This is a genomic window from Roseovarius sp. ZX-A-9 (assembly GCF_028369135.1).
Taxonomy (GTDB): domain Bacteria; phylum Pseudomonadota; class Alphaproteobacteria; order Rhodobacterales; family Rhodobacteraceae; genus Roseovarius.
Genome location: NZ_JAPWHW010000016.1, coordinates 15,216 through 35,607 on the forward strand (window position 1 = coordinate 15,216; position 20,392 = coordinate 35,607).

Annotated in this window: 15 protein-coding genes; 7 read left to right on the top strand and 8 right to left on the bottom strand. The window is 62.6% G+C overall.

Annotation, left to right across the window (positions count from 1 at the left end; translation table 11 throughout):
* Positions 1–96 precede the first annotated feature (96 nt).
* From O3306_RS15360 to O3306_RS15375, 4 genes are all read left to right on the top strand, one after another.
* Positions 97–498 (top strand): GFA family protein, encoded by a 402-nt coding sequence (locus O3306_RS15360; protein ID WP_272008905.1) that lies wholly within the window; start codon positions 97–99, stop codon positions 496–498.
* Between the two features lie 85 nt (positions 499–583).
* The gene (locus O3306_RS15365) at positions 584–1,015 is read left to right on the top strand and encodes a GFA family protein (RefSeq protein WP_272008907.1); all 432 of its coding nucleotides are present in this window, start codon (positions 584–586) and stop codon (positions 1,013–1,015) included.
* Positions 1,012–5,544 carry a glutamate synthase large subunit gene (gene gltB, locus O3306_RS15370; RefSeq protein ID WP_272008909.1) on the top strand — a complete coding sequence of 1,511 codons (4,533 nt, stop codon included), beginning with the start codon at positions 1,012–1,014 and terminating at the stop codon, positions 5,542–5,544. Before O3306_RS15365 ends, gltB begins: the two co-directional genes overlap by 4 nt.
* A gap of 109 nt (positions 5,545–5,653) precedes the next feature.
* Positions 5,654–6,247 (top strand): GNAT family N-acetyltransferase, encoded by a 594-nt coding sequence (locus O3306_RS15375; RefSeq protein WP_272008911.1) that lies wholly within the window; start codon positions 5,654–5,656, stop codon positions 6,245–6,247.
* A 19-nt stretch (positions 6,248–6,266) separates the two neighbouring features.
* Here the strand turns inward: O3306_RS15375 and O3306_RS15380 are convergent, their stop codons facing one another.
* The 7 genes from O3306_RS15380 to O3306_RS15410 all read right to left on the bottom strand — a co-directional run bounded on the left by O3306_RS15380 (position 6,267) and on the right by O3306_RS15410 (position 14,132).
* A complete protein-coding gene (locus O3306_RS15380) occupies positions 6,267–7,412 on the bottom strand; it encodes an iron-containing alcohol dehydrogenase (protein WP_272008913.1) in 1,146 nt (381 codons plus the stop codon).
* Positions 7,409–8,791 carry an aldehyde dehydrogenase family protein gene (locus tag O3306_RS15385; RefSeq protein ID WP_272008915.1) on the bottom strand — a complete coding sequence of 461 codons (1,383 nt, stop codon included), beginning with the start codon at positions 8,789–8,791 and terminating at the stop codon, positions 7,409–7,411. Before O3306_RS15385 ends, O3306_RS15380 begins: the two co-directional genes overlap by 4 nt.
* 91 nt (positions 8,792–8,882) lie before the next feature.
* The gene (locus O3306_RS15390; RefSeq protein WP_272008917.1) at positions 8,883–10,238 is read right to left on the bottom strand and encodes a glutamine synthetase family protein; all 1,356 of its coding nucleotides are present in this window, start codon (positions 10,236–10,238) and stop codon (positions 8,883–8,885) included.
* A 109-nt stretch (positions 10,239–10,347) separates the two neighbouring features.
* The gene (locus O3306_RS15395) at positions 10,348–11,382 is read right to left on the bottom strand and encodes a TRAP transporter substrate-binding protein (RefSeq protein WP_272008919.1); all 1,035 of its coding nucleotides are present in this window, start codon (positions 11,380–11,382) and stop codon (positions 10,348–10,350) included.
* 50 nt (positions 11,383–11,432) lie between these two features.
* Positions 11,433–12,755, bottom strand: a complete 1,323-nt coding sequence (locus O3306_RS15400; RefSeq protein ID WP_272008920.1) for a TRAP transporter large permease — start codon at positions 12,753–12,755, stop codon at positions 11,433–11,435.
* Positions 12,755–13,351, bottom strand: a complete 597-nt coding sequence (locus O3306_RS15405; RefSeq protein ID WP_272008922.1) for a TRAP transporter small permease subunit — start codon at positions 13,349–13,351, stop codon at positions 12,755–12,757. Before O3306_RS15405 ends, O3306_RS15400 begins: the two co-directional genes overlap by 1 nt.
* Entirely contained in the window at positions 13,344–14,132 is a 789-nt protein-coding gene (locus tag O3306_RS15410; protein WP_272008924.1) for an N-formylglutamate amidohydrolase, read from the bottom strand. Before O3306_RS15410 ends, O3306_RS15405 begins: the two co-directional genes overlap by 8 nt.
* Positions 14,133–14,274: 142 nt before the next feature.
* Between O3306_RS15410 and O3306_RS15415 the strand changes: the two genes are divergently transcribed.
* Entirely contained in the window at positions 14,275–15,165 is an 891-nt protein-coding gene (locus O3306_RS15415; RefSeq protein ID WP_272008926.1) for a MurR/RpiR family transcriptional regulator, read from the top strand.
* A 35-nt stretch (positions 15,166–15,200) separates the two neighbouring features.
* On the opposite strand, the gene O3306_RS15420 is transcribed toward O3306_RS15415, so the two are convergent.
* Positions 15,201–15,989 carry an IclR family transcriptional regulator gene (locus tag O3306_RS15420; protein ID WP_272009083.1) on the bottom strand — a complete coding sequence of 263 codons (789 nt, stop codon included), beginning with the start codon at positions 15,987–15,989 and terminating at the stop codon, positions 15,201–15,203.
* Between the two features lie 257 nt (positions 15,990–16,246).
* On the opposite strand from O3306_RS15420, the gene O3306_RS15425 reads away from it, so the two are divergent.
* Together O3306_RS15425 and O3306_RS15430 are read left to right on the top strand one after the other, a co-directional pair.
* Positions 16,247–17,302: an efflux RND transporter periplasmic adaptor subunit gene (locus tag O3306_RS15425; protein ID WP_272008928.1), complete on the top strand. Its 1,056-nt coding sequence runs from the start codon at positions 16,247–16,249 to the stop codon at positions 17,300–17,302.
* Positions 17,303–17,312: 10 nt separating this feature from the next.
* Positions 17,313–20,354 (top strand): efflux RND transporter permease subunit, encoded by a 3,042-nt coding sequence (locus O3306_RS15430; RefSeq protein ID WP_272008930.1) that lies wholly within the window; start codon positions 17,313–17,315, stop codon positions 20,352–20,354.
* Positions 20,355–20,392: the final 38 nt, after the last annotated feature.

The window sequence follows — 20,392 nt, forward strand, 5'->3', positions numbered from 1 at the left end:
GTATGAAAATCGGCGTGGCGGCAATGGCGGGTCAGCAAAGCTGACCCAAGCAGATCAAGGGACTGGCAGGCAATGGCGGAGAAAACCGGAAGATGCATGTGCGGCGCGGTAAGCTTTACCGCCCAGGGCACGCTCGACCGTTTCAACATTTGTGCTTGCGACATGTGCCGCCGGGTGACGGGATCGCAGTTCTTCAGTGTCTGGCTGCGGATGGATGACGTGGACATGACCGGTGCCGAGCATATTCGCACGCTGCAAAGCTCCGATTGGGCCGAACGCGCGTTTTGCGGAAAATGCGGATCGGCCCTGTGGTATCGGCCAACGGACAACTCCGACGGTGTCGGGCTGTCGCTGGGACTGTTTGACGATATCGCCGGGCTGGAGGCCGATAATCACTGGTACACGGACAAGGAAATTTGCCGGACCGTGAAATTGGCCCCCGCGCACACCATGACCGAGGCCGAGACTCATGCGCAATTCGGCGGCGGGGCGGTCTGATGCGGCAGCTGGCCCAGCGCCCGAAACAGACCCTGTGCGGACGCGTTCGTAACCTGCGTGGATTGCGCAGCGAGAGGATCGCCGCATGAGCATGTTGGGACGATGCCTGTGCGGCGCGGTGCAACTGCATGTGGCGCGACATTCGCAAGAAATGTCGGCCTGCCATTGCCGGATGTGCCGCCGCTGGGCGGGCGGTGCGATGCTGGGATTTCTGGCGCCGAAGGATGCGGTCGAGGTGACGGGGCCTGTCAGGCTCTATGTCAGTTCGCCGCTGGCCGAGCGCGCGTTTTGCGGCACCTGCGGATCGCAGCTCTGGCTGCGTGGAACCGGTGCGACGGAGGACGGCAATCTGGAGCTTTCGCCGGGCCTGTTCGACGATGGAGAGTTGCGCCTGGTGCGCGAAATTTACGCCGATGATCAGCCGCATGGGCTGGCCTTTGTCGGGGATCACACGCGGGTGAGCAAACAACAATACGAAGCGGACTGGCCGTCCGTGGATGAGGGAGACGAGATATGACCGAATACAACGCCGAGTGGGTCCGGGCCGAAGAAGCCAAGCGCAACTGGCTGGCCGAGAACGGCATGTATGCCCATGACGAGGAGCATTCATCCTGCGGGGTCGGTCTGGTGGTGTCGATCAACGGCAAGCCCAGCCGCAAGGTGGTGCAGGCGGGCATCGACGCGCTCAAGGCGATCTGGCACCGCGGCGCGGTCGATGCCGACGGCAAGACCGGCGATGGCGCGGGCATCCATGTGCAGATCGCCGTGCCGTTCTTCTATGATGCGATCCGGCGCACCGGGCACGAGCCGCACGAGGATCAACTGGTCGCCATCGGTCAGGTCTTTCTGCCGCGCACCGATTTTGGCGCGCAGGAAATGTGCCGTACCATCGTCGAGACCGAAGTGCTGCGCATGGGGCACACGATCTATGGCTGGCGGCATGTGCCGGTCGATATCACCTGCCTGGGCGAGAAGGCCAACGCGACCCGGCCCGAGATCGAGCAGATCATGATCTCGAACGCCAAGGGCATCGAGGAAGAGGCGTTTGAGCGCGAGCTTTACGTCATTCGCCGCCGGATCGAGAAAGCCGTCGTGGCGGCAGGGATTGCCGGGTTTTACATCGCGTCGCTCAGCTGTCGCAGCATCATCTACAAGGGCATGATGCTGGCCGAACAGGTGGCGGTGTTCTACCCCGATCTGATGGACGAGCGTTTCAAGTCCGCCTTTGCGATCTACCACCAGCGCTATTCCACCAACACCTTTCCGCAGTGGTGGCTGGCGCAGCCGTTCCGGATGCTGGCTCATAACGGCGAGATCAACACGCTGAAGGGCAACATGACCTGGATGAAGAGCCACGAGATCCGCATGGCGTCTTCGGCGTTCGGGGATCTGGCCGAGGATATCAAGCCGATCATCGCCGGAGGATCATCGGACAGTGCCGCGCTGGATGCGGTGTTCGAGGTGCTGGTGCGCGCGGGCCGCTCTGCCCCGATGGCCAAGACGATGCTGGTGCCCGAATCGTGGTCCAAGCAGGCCGAGGACCTGCCGCAGGCGTGGCGCGACATGTATTCCTACTGCAACTCGGTCATGGAGCCGTGGGACGGCCCCGCCGCCCTGGCGATGACCGATGGCCGCTGGGTCTGTGCGGGGCTGGACCGCAACGGGCTGCGGCCGATGCGCTATGTGGTGACAGGCGACGGGCTACTGATCGCGGGCAGCGAGGCGGGCATGGTGCCCATCGACGAGGCCAGCGTGCGCGAAAAGGGCGCGCTGGGGCCGGGTCAGATGCTGGCCGTGGACATGAAGGCGGGGCAGATGTTCCGCGACCACGAGATCAAGGACAAGCTGGCCGGCGCCCAGCCCTTTGGCGAATGGGTGGGCCGGATCAACGATCTGGAAGAGACCCTGAGCGTGGTCAGCGAAGAGCCGATGCATACCGGGGGCGACCTGCGCCGCCGCCAGATCGCGGCGGGCTATACCATCGAGGAGCTGGAACAGATCCTGGCACCGATGGGTGAGGACGGCAAAGAGGCGATTGCGTCGATGGGTGACGATACGCCCAGCGCGGTGCTGAGTGCCAAGTACCGCCCGCTGAGCCATTTCTTCCGGCAGAATTTCAGCCAGGTCACCAACCCGCCGATTGACAGTTTGCGCGAATACCGGGTGATGAGCCTCAAGACCCGGTTCGGCAACCTCAAGAACGTGCTGGACGAAAGCAGCGCGCAGACCGAGATCCTGGTGCTGGAAAGCCCGTTCATCGGCAACGCGCAATGGACCGTGCTGATGCAGCAGTTCAACGCCGACGTGACCGAGATCGACTGTACCTTTGCGCCCGGACCGGGTGCGTTGCAGGCCGGGCTGAAACGCATCCGCGCCGAAGCCGAGGATGCGGTGCGCTCTGGCGCGGGGCATCTGGTGCTGACCGATCAATACAGCAGCGCGGAGCGGATCGGCATGCCGATGATCCTCGCCACCTCCGCCGTGCACAGCCATCTGACGCGCAAGGGGCTGCGGACCTTCACCTCGCTCAACGTGCGGTCAGCCGAATGTATCGACCCGCATTACTTTGCCGTGCTGGTGGGCGCGGGTGCGACAGTGGTCAACGCCTACCTGGCCGAGGATTCGCTCGCCGACCGGATCGAACGGGGCCTGCTGGAAGGCACGCTGACCGAGGCCGTGGCGCGTTATCGCAAGGCGATTGACGCGGGCCTGTTGAAAATCATGTCGAAGATGGGGATTTCGGTGATTTCCTCCTATCGCGGGGGCCTCAATTTCGAGGCCATCGGCCTAAGTCGCGCGATGTGCGCCGAGTATTTCCCCGGTCTTGTAAGCCGGATCAGCGGTATCGGCGTCAGCGGTATCCAGACCAAGCTGGAAGAAGTGCATGCACGGGCCTACGGCGCGGCCGAGAACGTCCTGCCCATCGGCGGGTTTTACAAGGCGCGCAAATCGGGCGAGAGCCACGCCTGGGGCGCGCAGACCATGCATATGATGCAGACCGCCTGCAACACCGCCAGCTATGAGTTGTGGAAACGCTATAGCGCGGCGATGCAGGCCAATCCGCCCATTCACCTGCGCGATCTGATGGCGATCAAGCCGCTGGGCAATGCCGTGCCCATCGAAGAGGTCGAAAGCGTGACCGCGATCCGCAAGCGGTTCGTGACACCGGGGATGTCGCTGGGGGCCCTCAGCCCCGAGGCGCACAAGACGCTGAACGTGGCTATGAACCGTATCGGCGCACGCAGCGACAGTGGCGAAGGCGGCGAAGATCCGGCGCATTTCCTGCCCGAACCGAATGGCGACAACCCGTCGGCCAAGATCAAACAGGTCGCCTCGGGGCGGTTTGGTGTGACGGCGGAATACCTCAACCAATGCGAAGAACTGGAAATCAAGGTGGCGCAGGGTGCCAAGCCCGGCGAAGGCGGCCAGTTGCCCGGCATGAAGGTGACAGAGCTGATTGCGCGCCTGCGCCATGCGACACCCGGCGTGACGCTGATCAGCCCGCCGCCGCATCACGATATCTACAGTATCGAGGATCTGGCGCAGCTGATCTATGACCTCAAGCAGATCAACCCGCGTGCCAAGGTCACGGTCAAGCTGGTGGCGCAATCGGGCGTGGGCACGATTGCCGCTGGTGTGGCCAAGGCCAAGGCGGATGTGATCCTGATCTCGGGCCATAATGGCGGCACGGGGGCCTCGCCTGCGACCTCGATCAAATATGCGGGCCTGCCGTGGGAAATGGGCCTGACAGAGGCGCATCAGGTGCTCAGCATGAACAATCTGCGAGAGCGGGTGACGCTGCGCACCGATGGCGGGCTGCGCACCGGGCGCGATATTGTCATGGCGGCGATGATGGGGGCCGAGGAATACGGCATCGGCACCGCCGCGCTGATCGCCATGGGCTGCATCATGGTGCGCCAGTGCCAGAGCAATACCTGCCCCGTTGGGGTCTGCACGCAAGACCCGGTATTGCGCAACAAGTTCACCGGCAATGCCGACAAGGTGGTGAACCTCATTACCTTCTACGCGCAGGAGGTGCGCGAGGTGCTGGCCGGTATCGGCGCGCGTAGCCTCGATGACGTGATCGGCCGTGCCGACCTGCTGATGCAGGTCAGCCGGGGCAGCGCGCATCTGGACGATCTGGACCTCAATCCGATGCTGGTCACTGTCGATGGCACCAAGAACGTCCGCTATGACCGCTCCCGCCCGCGCAACGCGGTGCCGGACACGCTGGATGCGGAAATCGTGCGCGATGCGCAGCGGTTCCTTGAGGATGGCGAGAAGATCCAGCTGCATTACGCCATCCAGAACACCGACCGGACCGTGGGCACACGCCTGAGCAGCCATATCGTAAAGAAGTTCGGTATGCGCAATTCGCTGCAACCCGATCACCTGACGGTCAAGCTGTCGGGCAGTGCGGGCCAGTCCTTGGGCGCATTCGCGGCACCGGGGCTGAAGCTGGAAGTATCGGGCGACGCCAATGACTATGTCGGCAAGGGTCTGTCGGGAGGCACGATCGTCGTGCGCCCGCCGATGTCCAGCGGGCTGGAAGCGTCAGAGAACACCATCATCGGCAACACGGTGCTTTACGGCGCGACGGCGGGCTATCTCTTTGCCGCGGGCCGTGCCGGCGAACGCTTTGCCGTGCGCAACAGCGGCGCGCATGTGGTGATCGAGGGCTGCGGCAGCAACGGTTGCGAATACATGACCGGCGGTGTCGCCGTGATCCTTGGCCGGATCGGGGCGAATTTCGGGGCGGGCATGACCGGCGGAATGGCCTATCTGTATGATCCCGACGGGCGCGCCACGCATCTGATAAACATGGAAACACTGGTCACGTCCGCGGTAAGCCATCCGCATTGGCAGGCAGAGCTGCGCGCACTGGTAGAGCGGCACGCTGCCGAGACAGGCAGCCGCAAGGCGAGCGACATCCTGCAGCACTGGGATCTGGAGTTGCAGAATTTCATCCAGGTCTGCCCGATCGAGATGCTGAACAAACTGCCGCATCCGCTGGAGGACGCCGAGGTGGCGGTGCCTGCGGAATAGGTGCATTTCCCACGCGTCGGTGCAGGATTGAACATTCTGCGCCGACGCAGGTTATAAGCATGATTGATCCGTTCCCCGAGGCACCCAACCGGAAGGCACAGAAACGACCATGCCATTGACGCTGATTCCCTTTTGCGTGCCATTGGACACTGGCGAACGGGTGCGCATCCGCGAGATCACGCCCGCAGACCGCGACCTGCTGTTGGCGGGCTTCGCGCAATTGTCCGAAAGATCACGATATCTGAGGTTCCTGTCAGCGCATCCGAGCCTGAGCGAGGCCGAACTGGATACGTTCACCGCCACCGGTGACCATTCCCACGCCGCCATTGGGGCCGAACGGCAGGGCGCGGACTCGGTAGAGCCGCTGGGCAGCGCGCGCTATGTGCGCCTGAACCCCGAGAGCGATGCCGCCGAGATCGCATTGACCATCGTGGATCACGCGCAGGGGATCGGGCTGGGCCGCGCTCTTCTGGGCGCGCTCATGAGGCATGCGGTTGAAAACGGCATTCGCGAATTCGTCGCCCTCGTGCATCCCGAAAACACCGCGATGCGCGCTCTGCTGCGCCGACTTGGCGCGTGCGAGAATGGCTCGGATTTCGGGCAGGTCGAGATACGCGTGCCGCTCGGCCCGCCGCTCGACGAAGACGGAAATGCCTTGGTAGGCACCCTTGCGGATGCCTACCAGCGGGCCGAATTGGGCTAAGCCTGCGTGAAGGCCGGGCTTAGAAGCTCGCCTCGTAAAGCTGCTTCAGGTTGGCTTCGGTCAGTTTCACCGGGTTGCCACCGCAGCTGGGATCCTTGATCGCCTCGGCGACCAGTTCATCCACCCGCGCGGGATCGACGCCGAGGTCCTTCAGCGTCCGGGGAATGCCCAGCGCATCGTTGAAGTCCTGCACGAAGGCCCGGAACCCGTCGAAGCCACCTTCGATATCAAGATAGGCCGCCGCCGTGCGGAAGCGGTCGGCGATTACGGGGGCGTTGAGGTCCAGCACCGCAGGCATGCAGACCGCGTTGGTGGTGCCGTGGTGGGTGTGGAATACGGCGCCGATCGGGTGGCTCATCGCATGAATGGCGCCCAGCCCTTTCTGGAAGGCGGTGGCGCCCATCATCGCCGCAGACATCATCTGGGCGCGCGCCTCGATATCGCTGCCATTGGCGTAGGCGCGTGGCAGATAGTCCTTGACCAGCCGCATGCCCTCGAGCGCGATGCCCTGGCTCATCGGGTGGTAATGCGGGCTGCTAAACGCCTCGACGCAATGGGCGAAGGCGTCCAGACCGGTGCCCGCGGTGATGAATTTGGGCATGCCCACGGTCAGTTCGGGATCACAGATCACGACCGCTGGCAGCACCTTTGGGTGAAAGATGATCTTCTTCACATGGGTTTCGGAATTGGTGATCACGCTGGCGCGCCCCACTTCCGATCCTGTCCCTGCCGTTGTGGGCACCGCAACGATGGGCGCGATGGCATCCGCGTCGGCGCGCGTCCACCAATCGCCGACATCCTCGTAGTCCCAGACCGGGCGCGTCTGGCCGCACATGAAGGCGACCATCTTGCCCAGATCAAGGCCGGAACCGCCACCGAACGCGATCACACCGTCATGGCCACCGGCCTTGTAGGCCGCGACGCCTGCTTCGAGGTTCTTTTCATTCGGGTTGGGATCCACCTCGGAAAAGATGCCGCGCCCGAGGCCAGCCGCCTCCATGATATCCAGCGTGCCGATGGTGATCGGCAGATCGGCCAGCCCCTTGTCGGTGACAAGCAGCGGGCGTTTCATCCCGGCTTGCGCACAGGCGTCGGGCAGCTCGGCAATGCGGCCTGCGCCGAATTTGATGGCGGTCGGGTAGGACCAGTTTCCAGTGAGGCTCATTTTGTCACCTTCTTGAGATGGTAGGATTTCGGGCGCGTCAGGTTGTGATAGCCGATCACCGACAATCCACCCCCGCGGCCAGTGTTCTTGCAGCCGGTCCAGCACAGGCCGGGATCGAGGTAATCGGCGCGGTTCATGAAGACGGTGCCGGTTTCGATCCGGTCCCCGACAGATTGCGCACGCGCGACATCCGCCGTCCAGAGGCTGGCGGTGAGGCCGAATTCGCTGTCATTCATCAGCGCGATGGCTTCCTCGTCCGATGCCACCTTCATGATGCCGACAACCGGGCCAAAGCTTTCGTCGCGCATGACGCGCATCTCGTGCGTCACATCGGTCAGGATCTGCGGCGTCAGGTAGGCGCCGCCATCGTCTGCGTCAAAGGTTTCGATATGCGCCGTAGCGCCCGCGGCCAGTGCCTCGTCGATCTGCGCGCGCACTTCCTTTGCGAACCGCACATGCGCCATCGGCCCCAGCGTCGTTTCGGGGTCCAGCGGATTGCCCAGCTTGTAGCCGCGCACGATCGCCACTGCCTTTTCGACGAAGGCGTCATAGAGGCTTTCATGCACGTAGATGCGTTCGATCCCGCAGCAGCACTGGCCGGAGTTGTACATCGCGCCGTCAATCAGCGTGTCCACTGCCGCATCCAGATCCGCATCTTCCATCACATAGCCCGGATCCTTGCCGCCCAGTTCTGTGCTGACCGGGGTGAATGTGCCCGCCGCAGCGCGCTCCATCGCGCGCCCGCCGCCGACCGAACCGGTGAAATTGATGAAATCGAACGCGCCATCGGCAATCAGCGCAGATGTGGTGTCGTGATCCAGAAACACGTTCTGAAACACATCCTCCGGCACGCCTGCGGCGTGGAATGCACGCGCCATCCGCTCGCCCACCAGCAGGGTCTGCGTGGCATGTTTCAGGATGACACTGTTCCCGGCGATCAGCGCGGGTGCCACCGTGTTGATCGCAGTCATGTAGGGGTAATTCCACGGCGCCACGACAAAGACGACGCCATGCGGCACACGCTTGATATACCGTTTGAACGTCGCGTCTTCGCCCACTTCGATATCGGCAAGCGCGTCTTGGGCGATCTGGGCCATGTGGCCGGCGCGCTCCTTGAAGCCGCCGAATTCGCCACCGTAGCGCACGGGGCGCCCCATCATATGCGCCAGTTCCGGCACCACCTCGTCATTCATCGCGCCCACGGCCGCGACCCCGGCCATCACCAGCCGGGTCCGCTCTTCGAGCGGCCGCGCCGCCCATGCCGCCTGTGCGGCCCGCGCACGATCCGCGATCGCGCGGGCGCTCTTGACGCTTTCCACCTTCCGCGTGGCGAAAACCGATCCGTCAATCGGCGAAATACATTGCAGTTCCTGTGTCATTCCAATCCCATCAATCCAGACGCTTCATGTCGCATCTTCTGGCCATAAACATCCCCGCCGGGGGCACCTGCCCCGTCGGTACGCGCGCGGTTCAACAGCGTTCGAATCCGCGAGCAATCTCGTAATCCGTCACGATGCGGTCGAAATCCTCGATCTCGACTTCGGCGGCGCGGACATAGTGATCGACCACGTCGTCGCCCATCGCGGCGCGCAGCATTTCCGATCCCTTCAGCGTCTGGCGGGCATCGCGAAGGGTGCCGGGAATCATCCCCTCGTCACCGCTATAGGCGTCGCCCTTGAACGGCGGGGACAGTTCCAGTTTCTCTTCGATGCCAGCGATCCCGGCCGCGAGTTGCGCCGCCATCGCCAGGTAAGGGTTGATGTCCGACCCGCCCACGCGGCATTCGACGCGTACCGCCTTGGTCCCCTCGCCACACAGGCGGAAGCCGGCGGTACGGTTGTCCACCGACCAGATCGTGCGCGTCGGCGCGAATGTACCCGCCTGGAACCGCTTGTAGCTGTTGATGTAGGGGGCCAGGAAATAGGTGTAGTCGGGGGCGTATTTCAGCATGCCCGCCATGTAGTGTTTCATCACCTGCGACATGCCCAGATCCGCGTCCTTGTCGAAAAAGACGTTTTGCCCGTCCTGCCACAGCGACTGGTGCACATGGCTCGAGCTGCCGACGCGATCATGGTGCCATTTCGGCAGGAAGCTGGCCGCATGGCCCTGCTGCCAGGCGATTTCCTTGATCGCGTGTTTCGCGATGGTGTGATAATCCGCCGTATCCAGCGCGGCGGCATATTTGATGTTCAGTTCTTCCTGACCGGTTTCAGCCTCGCCCTTGGTGCATTCGATCGGCAGCCCGGCGTTCCACAGGTGGTTGCGGATCGGCCGCATCACGTGCTCTTCCTTGGTGGTCTGGAAGATGTGGTAATCCTCGTTATAGCCCGAGATCGGGTCCAGATCGCGGAAGCCGCTCTTGCGGATCTCGTCATAGCTTTTCTCGAACAGGAAAAACTCCAGTTCGGTCGCCATCATCGCCTCATAGCCCAGCGCCTCGAGCCGCTTGAGCTGTTTTTTCAGCATGGCGCGGGGAGAGTGCGGGACATCGGCATGGGTATGGTGATCCTGAACATCGCAGAGCACCATCGCGGTGCCTTCGAGCCAGGGCATCAGGCGGATCGTGCCGAGGTCGGGCTTCATGGTGAAATCGCCGTAGCCCTTTTCCCATGAAGTGCTGGCAAAACCATCCGGCGTGGTCATCTCCAGATCGGTGGCCAGCAGATAGTTGCAGCAGTGGGTTTCCGCATGAGCGCCATTGATGAAATGGCCGGCATGGAACCGTTTGCCCAACAGGCGACCCTGCATGTCCACAAAGCAGACGAGGACGGTATCGATCTCTCCTGCTTCGGTCTTTGCTTTCAATTCGTCGAAACTCAGGCTCATTTCTCGGTCCATTTCTTTCAAGCGGTGGCAAAATTCTTCGCGAAGAATTCTCGACCAGTTTTTTCGCGAAAAAACTGTCCCCCGGCGTTAAACCGGGGGACAGATCGGCTTAGCCGTAGCGGTAGGGCCGGCCGGCCTTGCGCATGTCAGCATTGTATTGCTTGAAGATCTGCACGACCTTGGCCTTGGTTTCGGACTCGGCCGCGATCTCGTCCCAGAACACTTGGGCCGCGTTCTCGACAGTTTCCCATTCGGCATCGGGGATCGAGGTCAGCTTCATCTTGTCGCCGTTTACGCGCAGGTTCGCCTCGCCACCCCAGTACCAGTGCTGGCGATAGTAGTGCGATTGCTCACAGCAGACCTGGAACAGCGTTTTCAGATCTTCGGGCAGTTCGTCCCAGCGGCTCTGGTTGGCAAAGAAGTGGCCGATCCACGCGCCCGAGATATTGTTGGTCAGGAAATAGTTGGTCACATCGGCCCAACCCACCGTGTAATCCTCGGTGATGCCCGACCATGCAACGCCGTCCAGTTCGCCGGTCTGCACGGCCACTTCGATATCTTCCCATGGCAGGGTGACCGGCACGACGCCGAACTGGCTCAGGAAGCGCCCTGCGGTCGGGAAGGTGAAGATGCGCTTGCCCTTGAGGTCTTCAAGGCTGTTGATCGGGTCCTTGGTCGCGAAATGGCAAGGGTCCCAGGACCCAGCGCTGATATGCTGCACGCCGACCTTGGCGTATTCCGCTTTCCAGATTTCATCCAGGCCGTACTGGTTGAACAGGACCGGCACATCGAGGCTGTAGCGGCAGCCAAAGGGGAAGTAACCGCCGAACACTGTCACTTCGGTCGGCGAGGCCATGCTGTCGTCGTCGGACTGCACCGCGTCGATCGTGCCGCGCTGCATGGCGCGGAAGAGTTCGCCAGTCGGCACCAGTTGGTCGGCATAGTACAGTTCGATCTGCATCCGATCGCCGGCGATCTTGTTGAACAGGTCGATGGCCGGTTTCGCCACATGTTCCGCCAGTGCGGCACCTGCATAGGTCTGCATGCGCCAAGTGATCGTCGATTGCGCGATGGCCGGGGTGGCTAGCGGGGCGGCGGCCGCGCCTGCGGCTGCGGCGGTCAGAAACTTGCGTCTTGTGGTCATTTCTTCTCTCCTTTTTGGTATGTCCGGCCCGTTGCGGGGCTCTTTTCAGGTTATTTTCCGTAGACGTAATCGGGCAGCCACAGTGCGATCTGTGGGAAGGTCATGATCAGCGCCAGTGCCGCGACCATCACCGCGACAAACGGGATGATCGAGATATAGATATCCTTCAGACTGATCTCTGGCGGCGCCATGGCCCGCATCAGGAACAGGTTATAGCCAAAGGGCGGGGTCATGTAGGCGATCTGAGTCGTGATGGTATAGAGCACACCATACCAGATCAAATCGAAGCCCAGCGCGCCCACCAGCGGCACATAGAGCGGTGCGACGATCACCAGCATCGCGGTATCGTCCAGGAAGGTGCCCATCAGGATGAAGCTGAGCTGCATCAGGATCAGGATCGTCCACGGGCTGAGGCCCAGCTTGGTGGTGAACAGATCCTCGATCGCCTTGACGGCACCCAGCCCGTCGAAGATCGCGCCAAAGCCCATGGCGGCGAGGATGATCCACATGAACATGCAGCTGATCGCAAGCGTGTTGCGCACCGAATTCTCGAACACCACGCGCGTCATCCGCCGCTTGAACACAGCGGCCATGAACGCCGCCATCGCGCCAAGCGCCGAGCTTTCGACCAGCGAGGTCCAGCCCTTGACGAAAGGCACCATCATCGTGGCAAAGATCACCAGCGGCAGGACACCGGCGCGCAGCAGGCGCAGTTTCTCGGCGGTGCCGATATTGCGTTCTTCCTCGGGCAGGACCGGGCCCAGTTCGGGCTGTATCCGGCAGCGCACATAGATGTAGATGATGAAGAGCACCGCCATCAGCAGCCCCGGGATCACCCCTGCCAGCCACAATTGGCCGACCGGCTGGCGCGCGATCATCGCGTAAAGCACCAGCACCACCGATGGCGGTACCAGAATCCCAAGACTCGATCCCGCCTGAATGACCCCCGTCACCATGATCTTGTCATAGCCGCGGCGCAAAAGCTCTGGCAGGGCGATGGTGGCGCCGATCGCCATACCAGCGACGGAAAGGCCGTTCATTGCCGAGATCAGCACCATCAGCCCGATCGTGCCGATCGCCAGCCCGCCCCGGACCGGACCCATCCAGACATGGAACATCTTGTAGAGATCATCGGCGATGCGACTCTCGCTCAGCACGTAGCCCATGAAGATGAACATCGGCAGGGTCAGCAGCGGATACCACTTCATCAGCTTCATCGCCGCCGAGAACGGCACATCGACCCCGCCCGTACCCCAGAGCAGCAGGCCCGCCGCCGCGCCGACAAAACCGATGGCGCCAAAGACCCGCTGACCAGTCAGCAGCATCAGCATCATGGCGCTGAACATCAGGATGGCAATCATTTCATAGGACATCAGATTTCCACCCCGCGAATGCGACCTATATCGCGGCAAAACTCGGCCAGTGACTGCAACAGCATCAGCGTGACCCCGAAGCAGAGCAACGTCTTGACCGGCCAGATATAGGGCCGCCATGCCGTCGAGCTACGTTCGAGAAAGCCAAGTTTTTCGCCGGCCGCTGCCGGCCCTTGGGTGATCAGCACCTTGAACAGGTCCCAGAAGAAACTGAACGGTTCGGTGCCGAAATAGCCCAGCGAATAAGCGGTCGATCCGACCGCGCCATAGAGCAGGACGCCGAGATAAAACAGCAGGAAGAACACGGTAAAGGCATCCATCCATGCCTTTTGCCGGGGCGTCCAGCCGCCGTAAAACAGGTCCATGCGCACATTCGATTGCAACTGGATCGAATAGGGGCCGCCCAGAACGTAATAGGCGACCATGACAAACTGCGCGGTTTCCAGCGTCCAGAGAGACGGGTTGAAGAAGGTCTTGGACACCGACGACCAGAGCAGGACGCCCACGAGGGCGAAAATCAGATACATCGCTATGCGTCCGATGAACCTGTTCATCCCGTCTATGACATGCACATAGCCGCAGATCAGCCTAGGCATGGGCAGACCCCTGTGACTGCAGACCCAGATGGATCAGCGCGGGGCGTATCAGGCCGAGCAGTTCTTCACCGATCTCGGCCACGGCTTCGGGCGTTTGCAGTAGATCGTTGCGCACTTCCAGCATCACATTGGGCAGGCCGTGGGCGATACCATGGATCTGCAACGAATGGGTGACACCATCATCGGGACCGTAGGGCTGGTTCCGTTCGACCAGCCGATGCGGCACCTTCAGAGAGGCGGCGAGCATCGCATCGGCCAGACGCGTGTCGGTGTCGTGCAGGATGCCGATCTCGGTCGGACGTTCCTTGCCATGGAAGAGCGGGGTGAAGCTGTGGACGGTGATCAGCGCGGTCGGCTGGGCGCGGTTCTTGCGGGCCTTGATCTCTGCCGTCACGGCTTCGCAAAATGGGGTATAGACCGATTGCACGCGCTCGGCCCGGTCGGCATCGCTGAGGCCGCGATTGCCGGGCACTTCGATTCGCTCGGATTGCTCGGACATGGCAGAGGGCGCCTCGGGCGGGCGATTGCAGTCATAGACCAGCCGGGAAACGGTGCAGGCAACGAGCGGCGCAGCAAGCGCCTCGGCCAGGTAGAGGCTGAGATCGAGCGCACCTGGATCCCAGGCCGCGTGGCTGACGCGATCCTCGGGGGACAGGCCCAGATCACCATAGCGCGCGGGAATGAGATTGGAGGCATGCTCGCAAACGAGGAGAACCGGACCGGAATCCGGGCCAGTCGCCCCCAAAAGTTGGGCTGCGCCGTCATTCGGTGCGTTTGTCATGCGTCCCCCCCACGTAACCCTACTGAATAAATCTTTTCACAACGGCAATTTTCTGTCAATATCATTCCAGAGACGGTCACGCGGGTTTGCCCCCACGTGATAGCGACCGCCTGAAAAGAGGAGCATCGGGGACCGCATTGCCGTGAGCACATCGTCCGACTCCAAGACCGGCAAGCCCGGTGCAACAGTGCGCGAGAAGATTCGCGCGCAATATGCCGCACTGACCCAGTCAGAGCGCAAGTTTGCCAATGCGTTGCTGGCCAATTACCCCGCTGCCGGGCTGGCCTCGATCACCATTGTCGCCGCCAGCGCGGATGTATCCACGCCGACCGTGGCGCGGATGGTGCAGAAGCTGGGCTACAAGGGGTATCCGCAGTTTCACCGGGCCCTGCTGCGCGAGCTGGAGGCGACAGTCTCCGGCCCGACGCAACGGCGTGCCAACTGGGCCAGCGAGGTGCCGGCGACGCATCTGTTGAACCGGTTTGTCACCGCCATCGGCCAGAATATCGAGCAGACCCTGTCGAATATCGACACCACCCAGTTTGACGAGGCGGTGCAGGTGCTGGCCGATACAGACCGGCGGCTCTACCTGGTGGGGGGGCGGATCACGCGGGCGCTGGCGGAATATGCCTTTACCCATTTTCAGGCCGTGCGACAGCGGATCACGCATATGACCTCGTCCTCGGCCACATGGCCGCATTACCTGCTGGACATGGAGGCGGGCGATGTCCTGCTGATGTTTGACGTGCGCCGCTATGAAACGAACCTGCAACGGCTGGCGGAACTGGCCGCAGAACGCGGCGTGCATGTGATCCTGATCACCGATCAATGGGCCAGCCCGGTGGCGACGGTGGCCAAACATACCTTTCATTGCTGGGTCGAAATCCCGTCTGCCTGGGACAGCAATATTTCGACCATGATGCTGCTGGAAACGCTGATTGCCGCCGTGCAGGAAGAGAACTGGCCGGAAACGCGCGCGCGTTACGAGCGGCTGGACGAGATTTTCGATGCCGCGCGGCTGTTCGGCAAATGAAGGGCCGACTGCTGTCCTGACCCCGCGTCGGGCCCCTACCCCGGCAACCCGCCTTCATCGATCAGGCTGGACAGCTTTTGCGCTGCGGCCTTCAGTTGCGGCACATGGGCCACTGCGTCACGCAGGGAAAGACGTGTTTCGGGCGCGTGAAACGACAGGGTCGATACCAGCCGGCCGTTGGATTCGAGAATCGGCACCGCGACGGCGATCATCCCATCCATGAACTCGGCATTATCGGTCGAATAGCCGCGCTTGCGGGTGATGCGGATTTCTTCCAGCAACGCGTCCGGGTCTGTGATCGTGGCGTCGGTCCGGGCCGTCAGCGCGCCGGAGGTGACATAGTTCCTCAGGTGCTTTTCATCCAGTTGGCTGAGATACATCTTGCCCGCGGCGGTGCAGTAGAAGGGAACCAGCGTGCCGACGGGCAACTGGATGCGCAGCGGCCATTTCGTCTCGACCCGGTCGAGATAGACCATTCCCTCGCGGTCGGGCAGCGCGATGTTGCAGGTTTCACCGATCGACTCGGCGATCTGGGTCAGGATCGCAACCCGCGCAGAGCGGATGCGCAGCGACGATAGCAGGCCGGTGGCCATCCAGCGCAGCCGCTGCCCCGGTGAATAGCCGCGCCCGTCGATCTCGCGCTGTATGAAACCCTCGGCTTCGAGCGTGGCAAAGAGCCGGTGAATGGTCGGCTTGGGAAGGCCCAGCGTCTGATTTACTTCGGTTGGCGTGACCGGGACGCCGGCGCGCGCCATTGCCTCCAGCACCAGCAGCGGACGCAGGTTGGTCGGGATCGCGCCGTCTTTGTCCTTGGCTTCGGTCATCGGGGCCTCGGTGGTTCGTGTTGGCTGGGCGCTGCGGCCCGGCACCATCATCCGGTCCGCCGCACGCGCAAATAGGTCAGACCATGTCTAACGCAAGCGCCGGATTTAGAAAACGCCCCATGAGAACAGCCAGTTCGGGGACGGCAGGGGTGTGTTACGTCACGTCTTTGCATCGCGGTAGCGCCAAGGTAGGGTCACTCCGGCCTGCGGTGCCGTTCTCCGGACGCAAACACTGGATGACTGTAGAGGATTGAGCAATGACCCGATGGATCTGGCCCGCCCTCCTGAGCGCCGCGCTCGCGCTGCCTGTCACGGCGCAGGACACCCCGGAGGCACAGACCGTTCTGAAGCCGGTCAAGCTGATGACGCTGCACATGGGATCGACCGGCACCTCGCGCAAATTCTTTGGCCATGTCGTCGCCCGGCAGACTGTCGATCTGGCGTTCCAGGTTTCCGGCCAGATCGAGACCTTTCCCGTGGTCGAGGGCGAAACCGTGCCGCAGGGCGCGTTGATCGCCCAGTTGGATCTTTCGACGTTCAAGCTGTCTCTGGATCAGGCCCGGCTGCGGCAGGAACAGACCGACCGGGTGGTTGAGCGTCTGGCAAAGATGAGCGACGCCACCGCCAGCCAAGTGCGCCGCGAAGATGCAGATACCGAAGCAGCGCTGGCACGCATTGCCGTCGAAAATGCCGAGTTCGCGCTTGAGCACGCCACCTTGTATGCCCCGTTCGACGCACTGGTGGCGGCGCGCGAAGTCGCCAATTACACGACAGTCAACGCCGGCACGCCGGTTGTCCGACTGCATGACATGTCCGAGCTGCGCATCGAAATCGACGTGCCCGAGGTGCTGTTTCAGCGCGCCGGTGCCGACCCCGATGTGACCGTGACCGCCCTGTTTCCGGCCAGTGATCAGGAGTTTCCGCTGGAAGTGCGCGAGTTCAACGCCGAGACATCGGAAATCGGGCAGACCTTCCGCCTGACCTTTGGCATGCCGCCGCCCAAGGGGCTGAACATCCTGCCGGGATCTTCGGCCACGATAACGGCCAAGATGAATTCCGCAGAGACGGGCATTTTCGTGCCATCTGCCGCAGTGGCCACCGCAGCCGACGGCGCGACATCGGTTCTGGTATTCGAGCCGGACGAAGGCGATACCGGGACGCTGCGCCGGGTGCCGGTCACCGTTTCGGCGGGGCCAAACGGGCGTTTCACGATCACCGGCGGCGTGGAGCCGGGCACCGAGATCGTCGTCGCGGGTGTCAACGTGCTGGAAGACGGGGCGCGCGTGCGCCGCTTCACCGGCTTCCCGAACTGAGGGGCCTGCAATGACCGTCGCCCGCGCCTCGATCGAGAAACCGCTGCTGACCTGGCTGCTGATCCTGGGGTGCCTGTTTGGTGGCATCTGGGGGTATCTGAACCTCGGGCGGCTGGAAGATCCGGCCTTTACGATCAAGGTCGCCGCGATTTCGACGCAGTATCCCGGCGCCTCGGCCGAACAGGTCGCGCGCGAAGTCAGCGAACCGCTGGAATCCGCGATCCAGAAGATGGGCGAAGTGGACAAGATTACCTCGGTCAACCAGCCGGGCCTGTCGTTGATAGAGGTAGAGATCAAGCCGACGATCAAGGGCCATGAACTGCCCGAGATATGGACCAAGCTGCGCGCCCGGATCAGCGATGCCGCCCGCAATCTGCCCGACGGGGTATCAGAACCACTGGTCAATGACAGTTTCGGGGATGTTTTCGGCATCTATTACGCGGTGAACGCCGAAGGCTACAGCGATGCCGAACGCTATGAGCTTTCGACCTTCCTGCGGCGCGAGTTGCTGGCAGTTGACGGGGTCGCGGATGTGGAGATCGGCGGACTGGCAGACGAGGCGGTTTTTGTCGAACCGGACCTCGGATTGACGGCCAATCAGGGGATTTCGCCGCAGGCACTGGTCAACGCGATTGCGACCGCGGATACGGTGGTGTCTGCGGGGTCGCTGGGCGATACGCGCATTCAGGCCCCCGACGGATCGGACAGCGTGACGGCGATTGCCGGGCTGACCGTGGGCGTCAGCGGCAAGGTCATCAACCTGACCGATGTGGCCGAGGTCAGCCGCGGACGGCAGGACGATCCGAAGCTGAAGGTGCGTTTCAACGGCGCAGAGGCGTTTACCCTCGGGATCGCGGGCCTGGCCAGCGAGAACATCGTCGAGGTCGGCAAACGGGTCGATGCGAAGCTGGCCGCGCTCGATGGGGAAATCCCGGCGGGAGTCAGCCTGAACCCGATCTACCAGCAACACGTCGTGGTCGACGAAGCCTCGAGCGAATTTCTCGTCAATCTGGCGATGTCGGTCATCATCGTGGTGGTGGTTCTGGCGATCTTCATGGGCTGGCGCGCGGCGGTGGTGGTCGGCTCGACCTTGCTGCTGACGGTGGTGGGTACGCTGTTTTTCATGGCGATCTTCTCCATCGAGATGGAGCGCATTTCGCTGGGCGCGCTGGTCATTGCGATGGGCATGCTGGTGGACAATGCCATCGTCGTCGCCGAGAGCATGCAGATCGCCATGCAACGCGGCAAGTCCTCTCGCGATGCGGTGGACGAGGTGGCGGGCAAGACGCAGACGCCGTTGCTGGGGGCCACGGTGATCGGCATCATGGCCTTTGCCGGTATCGGCCTGAGCCCGGATGCCACCGGCGAGTTTTTGTTCTCGCTGTTTGCAGTGATCGGCATTTCGCTGTTGCTGAGTTGGGCGCTGGCGCTGACGGTCACGCCGCTTCTGGGGCATTACTTCTTTCGTCAGGGCAAGGCCGGCGCGCATGACGCCTATGGCGGCTGGATGTTCCGCGCCTATGGTAGCGTGCTGCGCGGTGCGCTGCGGGTGCGCTGGCTGGTGGTGCTGGCGCTTTTCGCGGTAACGGTGTTCAGCTTCCTGGGGTTCAGCCAGATCAAGCAGCAGTTTTTCCCGAATTCAAACACGCCGCTGTTTTATGCACATTACAAGCTGCCGCAGGGCGCTGATATCGAGCGAACCTCGGAGGATCTGAGCCGCATCGAGGATTGGCTGCTGGCGCGCGAGGACGTGGTTTCGGTTGCCAGTTTCATCGGGCAAGGCGCGACGCGGTTCCTGCTGACCTATTCCGCCGAGAAGCCCAACCCGAGCTATGGCCACCTGATCATCCGCACCGAAACGCTGGAAGATATTCCGCCCCTGCGCGCGGCGCTTGATGCCTATGGACGCGATGCGTTCCCCGACGCCGAATTCCGCACCGAACGGCTGGTTTTCGGCCCCGGTGGCGGAGATCCGATCGCGGTACGGTTCTCTGGCAGCGATCCGGCGGTCCTGCGGCAACTGGGCGAGCAGGCGACAGAGCGGATGCAGGCTGCTTCGGACAACCTCGTGGACTTGCGCACCAACTGGCGCGAGCAGGAACTGGTGCTGAAGCCGGTCTATGCCACCGACCGGGCCCAGATGGCCGGCATCACCCGCGACGATGTGGCCACCACGTTGCGATTTGCCACCGACGGCATCCGGGGCGGGGTCTACCGTGAAGGTGATCGGCTGATCCCGATCATCGTCCGCCTGCCCAAGGATAACGGACTGGGGCTGGGTGATCTGGTGGTCTTTTCATCGGTCAGCAACAGTTTCGTCCCGATCGGGCAGGTCACGGACGGCTACGAGGTCGAGGTGCAGAATACGCTGGTGCATCGCCGCGACCGGCTGCTGACACTGACCGTGGGGGCAGATGTTCCGGCGGACAAAACCGCCGCCGAAGTGCATGCCGAAGTGCGCGAGACCATCGAAACCATGCCGATCCCGCTGGGCTACAAGATGGAATGGGGTGGCGAGTTCGAAAGCTCAGGCGATGCCAATGCCAGCCTTGGCAAGCAATTGCCGCTGAGCATTCTGGTGATGGTCCTGATCTCTGTCCTGCTGTTCAACGCATTGCGGCAACCGCTGGTCATCTGGCTGCTGGTGCCGATGTCGGTATGCGGCGTGGTGATCGGGCTGCTGGGCACCGGACTGCCGTTTACCTTTACCGCGCTTCTGGGTCTGTTGAGCCTGTCGGGCATGTTGCTGAAAAACGGCATCGTTCTGGTCGAGGAGATCGACATCGTGCGCCGCGAGGGTACGGCACTGCGCGAGGCGATCGTGACCGCCTGCACGTCGCGCCTGCGCCCCGTGATGCTGGCCGCGGCGACGACGATTCTTGGTATGGCGCCGCTGCTGGGGGATGCGTTCTTTGTCTCGATGGCAGTGACGATCATGGGCGGGCTGGCCTTTGCGTCAATCCTGACGCTGATCGCGGCCCCGGTGTTCTACTACATCCTCTTTGCCCGTTCGGAACGGGCAGAGATGCAGGCAAAGCCGGTGGTGGCCTGAAAACCACCACGCCGCAACATCACGCCTCAGCCCTGCGC

Excerpts from the sequence above, each read along its gene's own strand:
- O3306_RS15360 (WP_272008905.1), top strand. The coding sequence starts at position 97 with ATGTGCGGCGCGGTAAGCTTTACCGCCCAGGGCACGCTCGACCGTTTC.
- O3306_RS15365 (WP_272008907.1), top strand. The coding sequence starts at position 584 with ATGAGCATGTTGGGACGATGCCTGTGCGGCGCGGTGCAACTGCATGTG.
- gltB (WP_272008909.1), top strand. The coding sequence starts at position 1,012 with ATGACCGAATACAACGCCGAGTGGGTCCGGGCCGAAGAAGCCAAGCGC.
- O3306_RS15375 (WP_272008911.1), top strand. The coding sequence starts at position 5,654 with ATGCCATTGACGCTGATTCCCTTTTGCGTGCCATTGGACACTGGCGAA.
- O3306_RS15380 (WP_272008913.1), bottom strand. The coding sequence starts at position 7,412 with ATGAGCCTCACTGGAAACTGGTCCTACCCGACCGCCATCAAATTCGGC.
- O3306_RS15385 (WP_272008915.1), bottom strand. The coding sequence starts at position 8,791 with ATGACACAGGAACTGCAATGTATTTCGCCGATTGACGGATCGGTTTTC.
- O3306_RS15390 (WP_272008917.1), bottom strand. The coding sequence starts at position 10,238 with ATGAGCCTGAGTTTCGACGAATTGAAAGCAAAGACCGAAGCAGGAGAG.
- O3306_RS15395 (WP_272008919.1), bottom strand. The coding sequence starts at position 11,382 with ATGACCACAAGACGCAAGTTTCTGACCGCCGCAGCCGCAGGCGCGGCC.
- O3306_RS15400 (WP_272008920.1), bottom strand. The coding sequence starts at position 12,755 with ATGTCCTATGAAATGATTGCCATCCTGATGTTCAGCGCCATGATGCTG.
- O3306_RS15405 (WP_272008922.1), bottom strand. The coding sequence starts at position 13,351 with ATGCCTAGGCTGATCTGCGGCTATGTGCATGTCATAGACGGGATGAAC.
- O3306_RS15410 (WP_272008924.1), bottom strand. The coding sequence starts at position 14,132 with ATGACAAACGCACCGAATGACGGCGCAGCCCAACTTTTGGGGGCGACT.
- O3306_RS15420 (WP_272009083.1), bottom strand. The coding sequence starts at position 15,989 with ATGACCGAAGCCAAGGACAAAGACGGCGCGATCCCGACCAACCTGCGT.
- O3306_RS15425 (WP_272008928.1), top strand. The coding sequence starts at position 16,247 with ATGACCCGATGGATCTGGCCCGCCCTCCTGAGCGCCGCGCTCGCGCTG.
- O3306_RS15430 (WP_272008930.1), top strand. The coding sequence starts at position 17,313 with ATGACCGTCGCCCGCGCCTCGATCGAGAAACCGCTGCTGACCTGGCTG.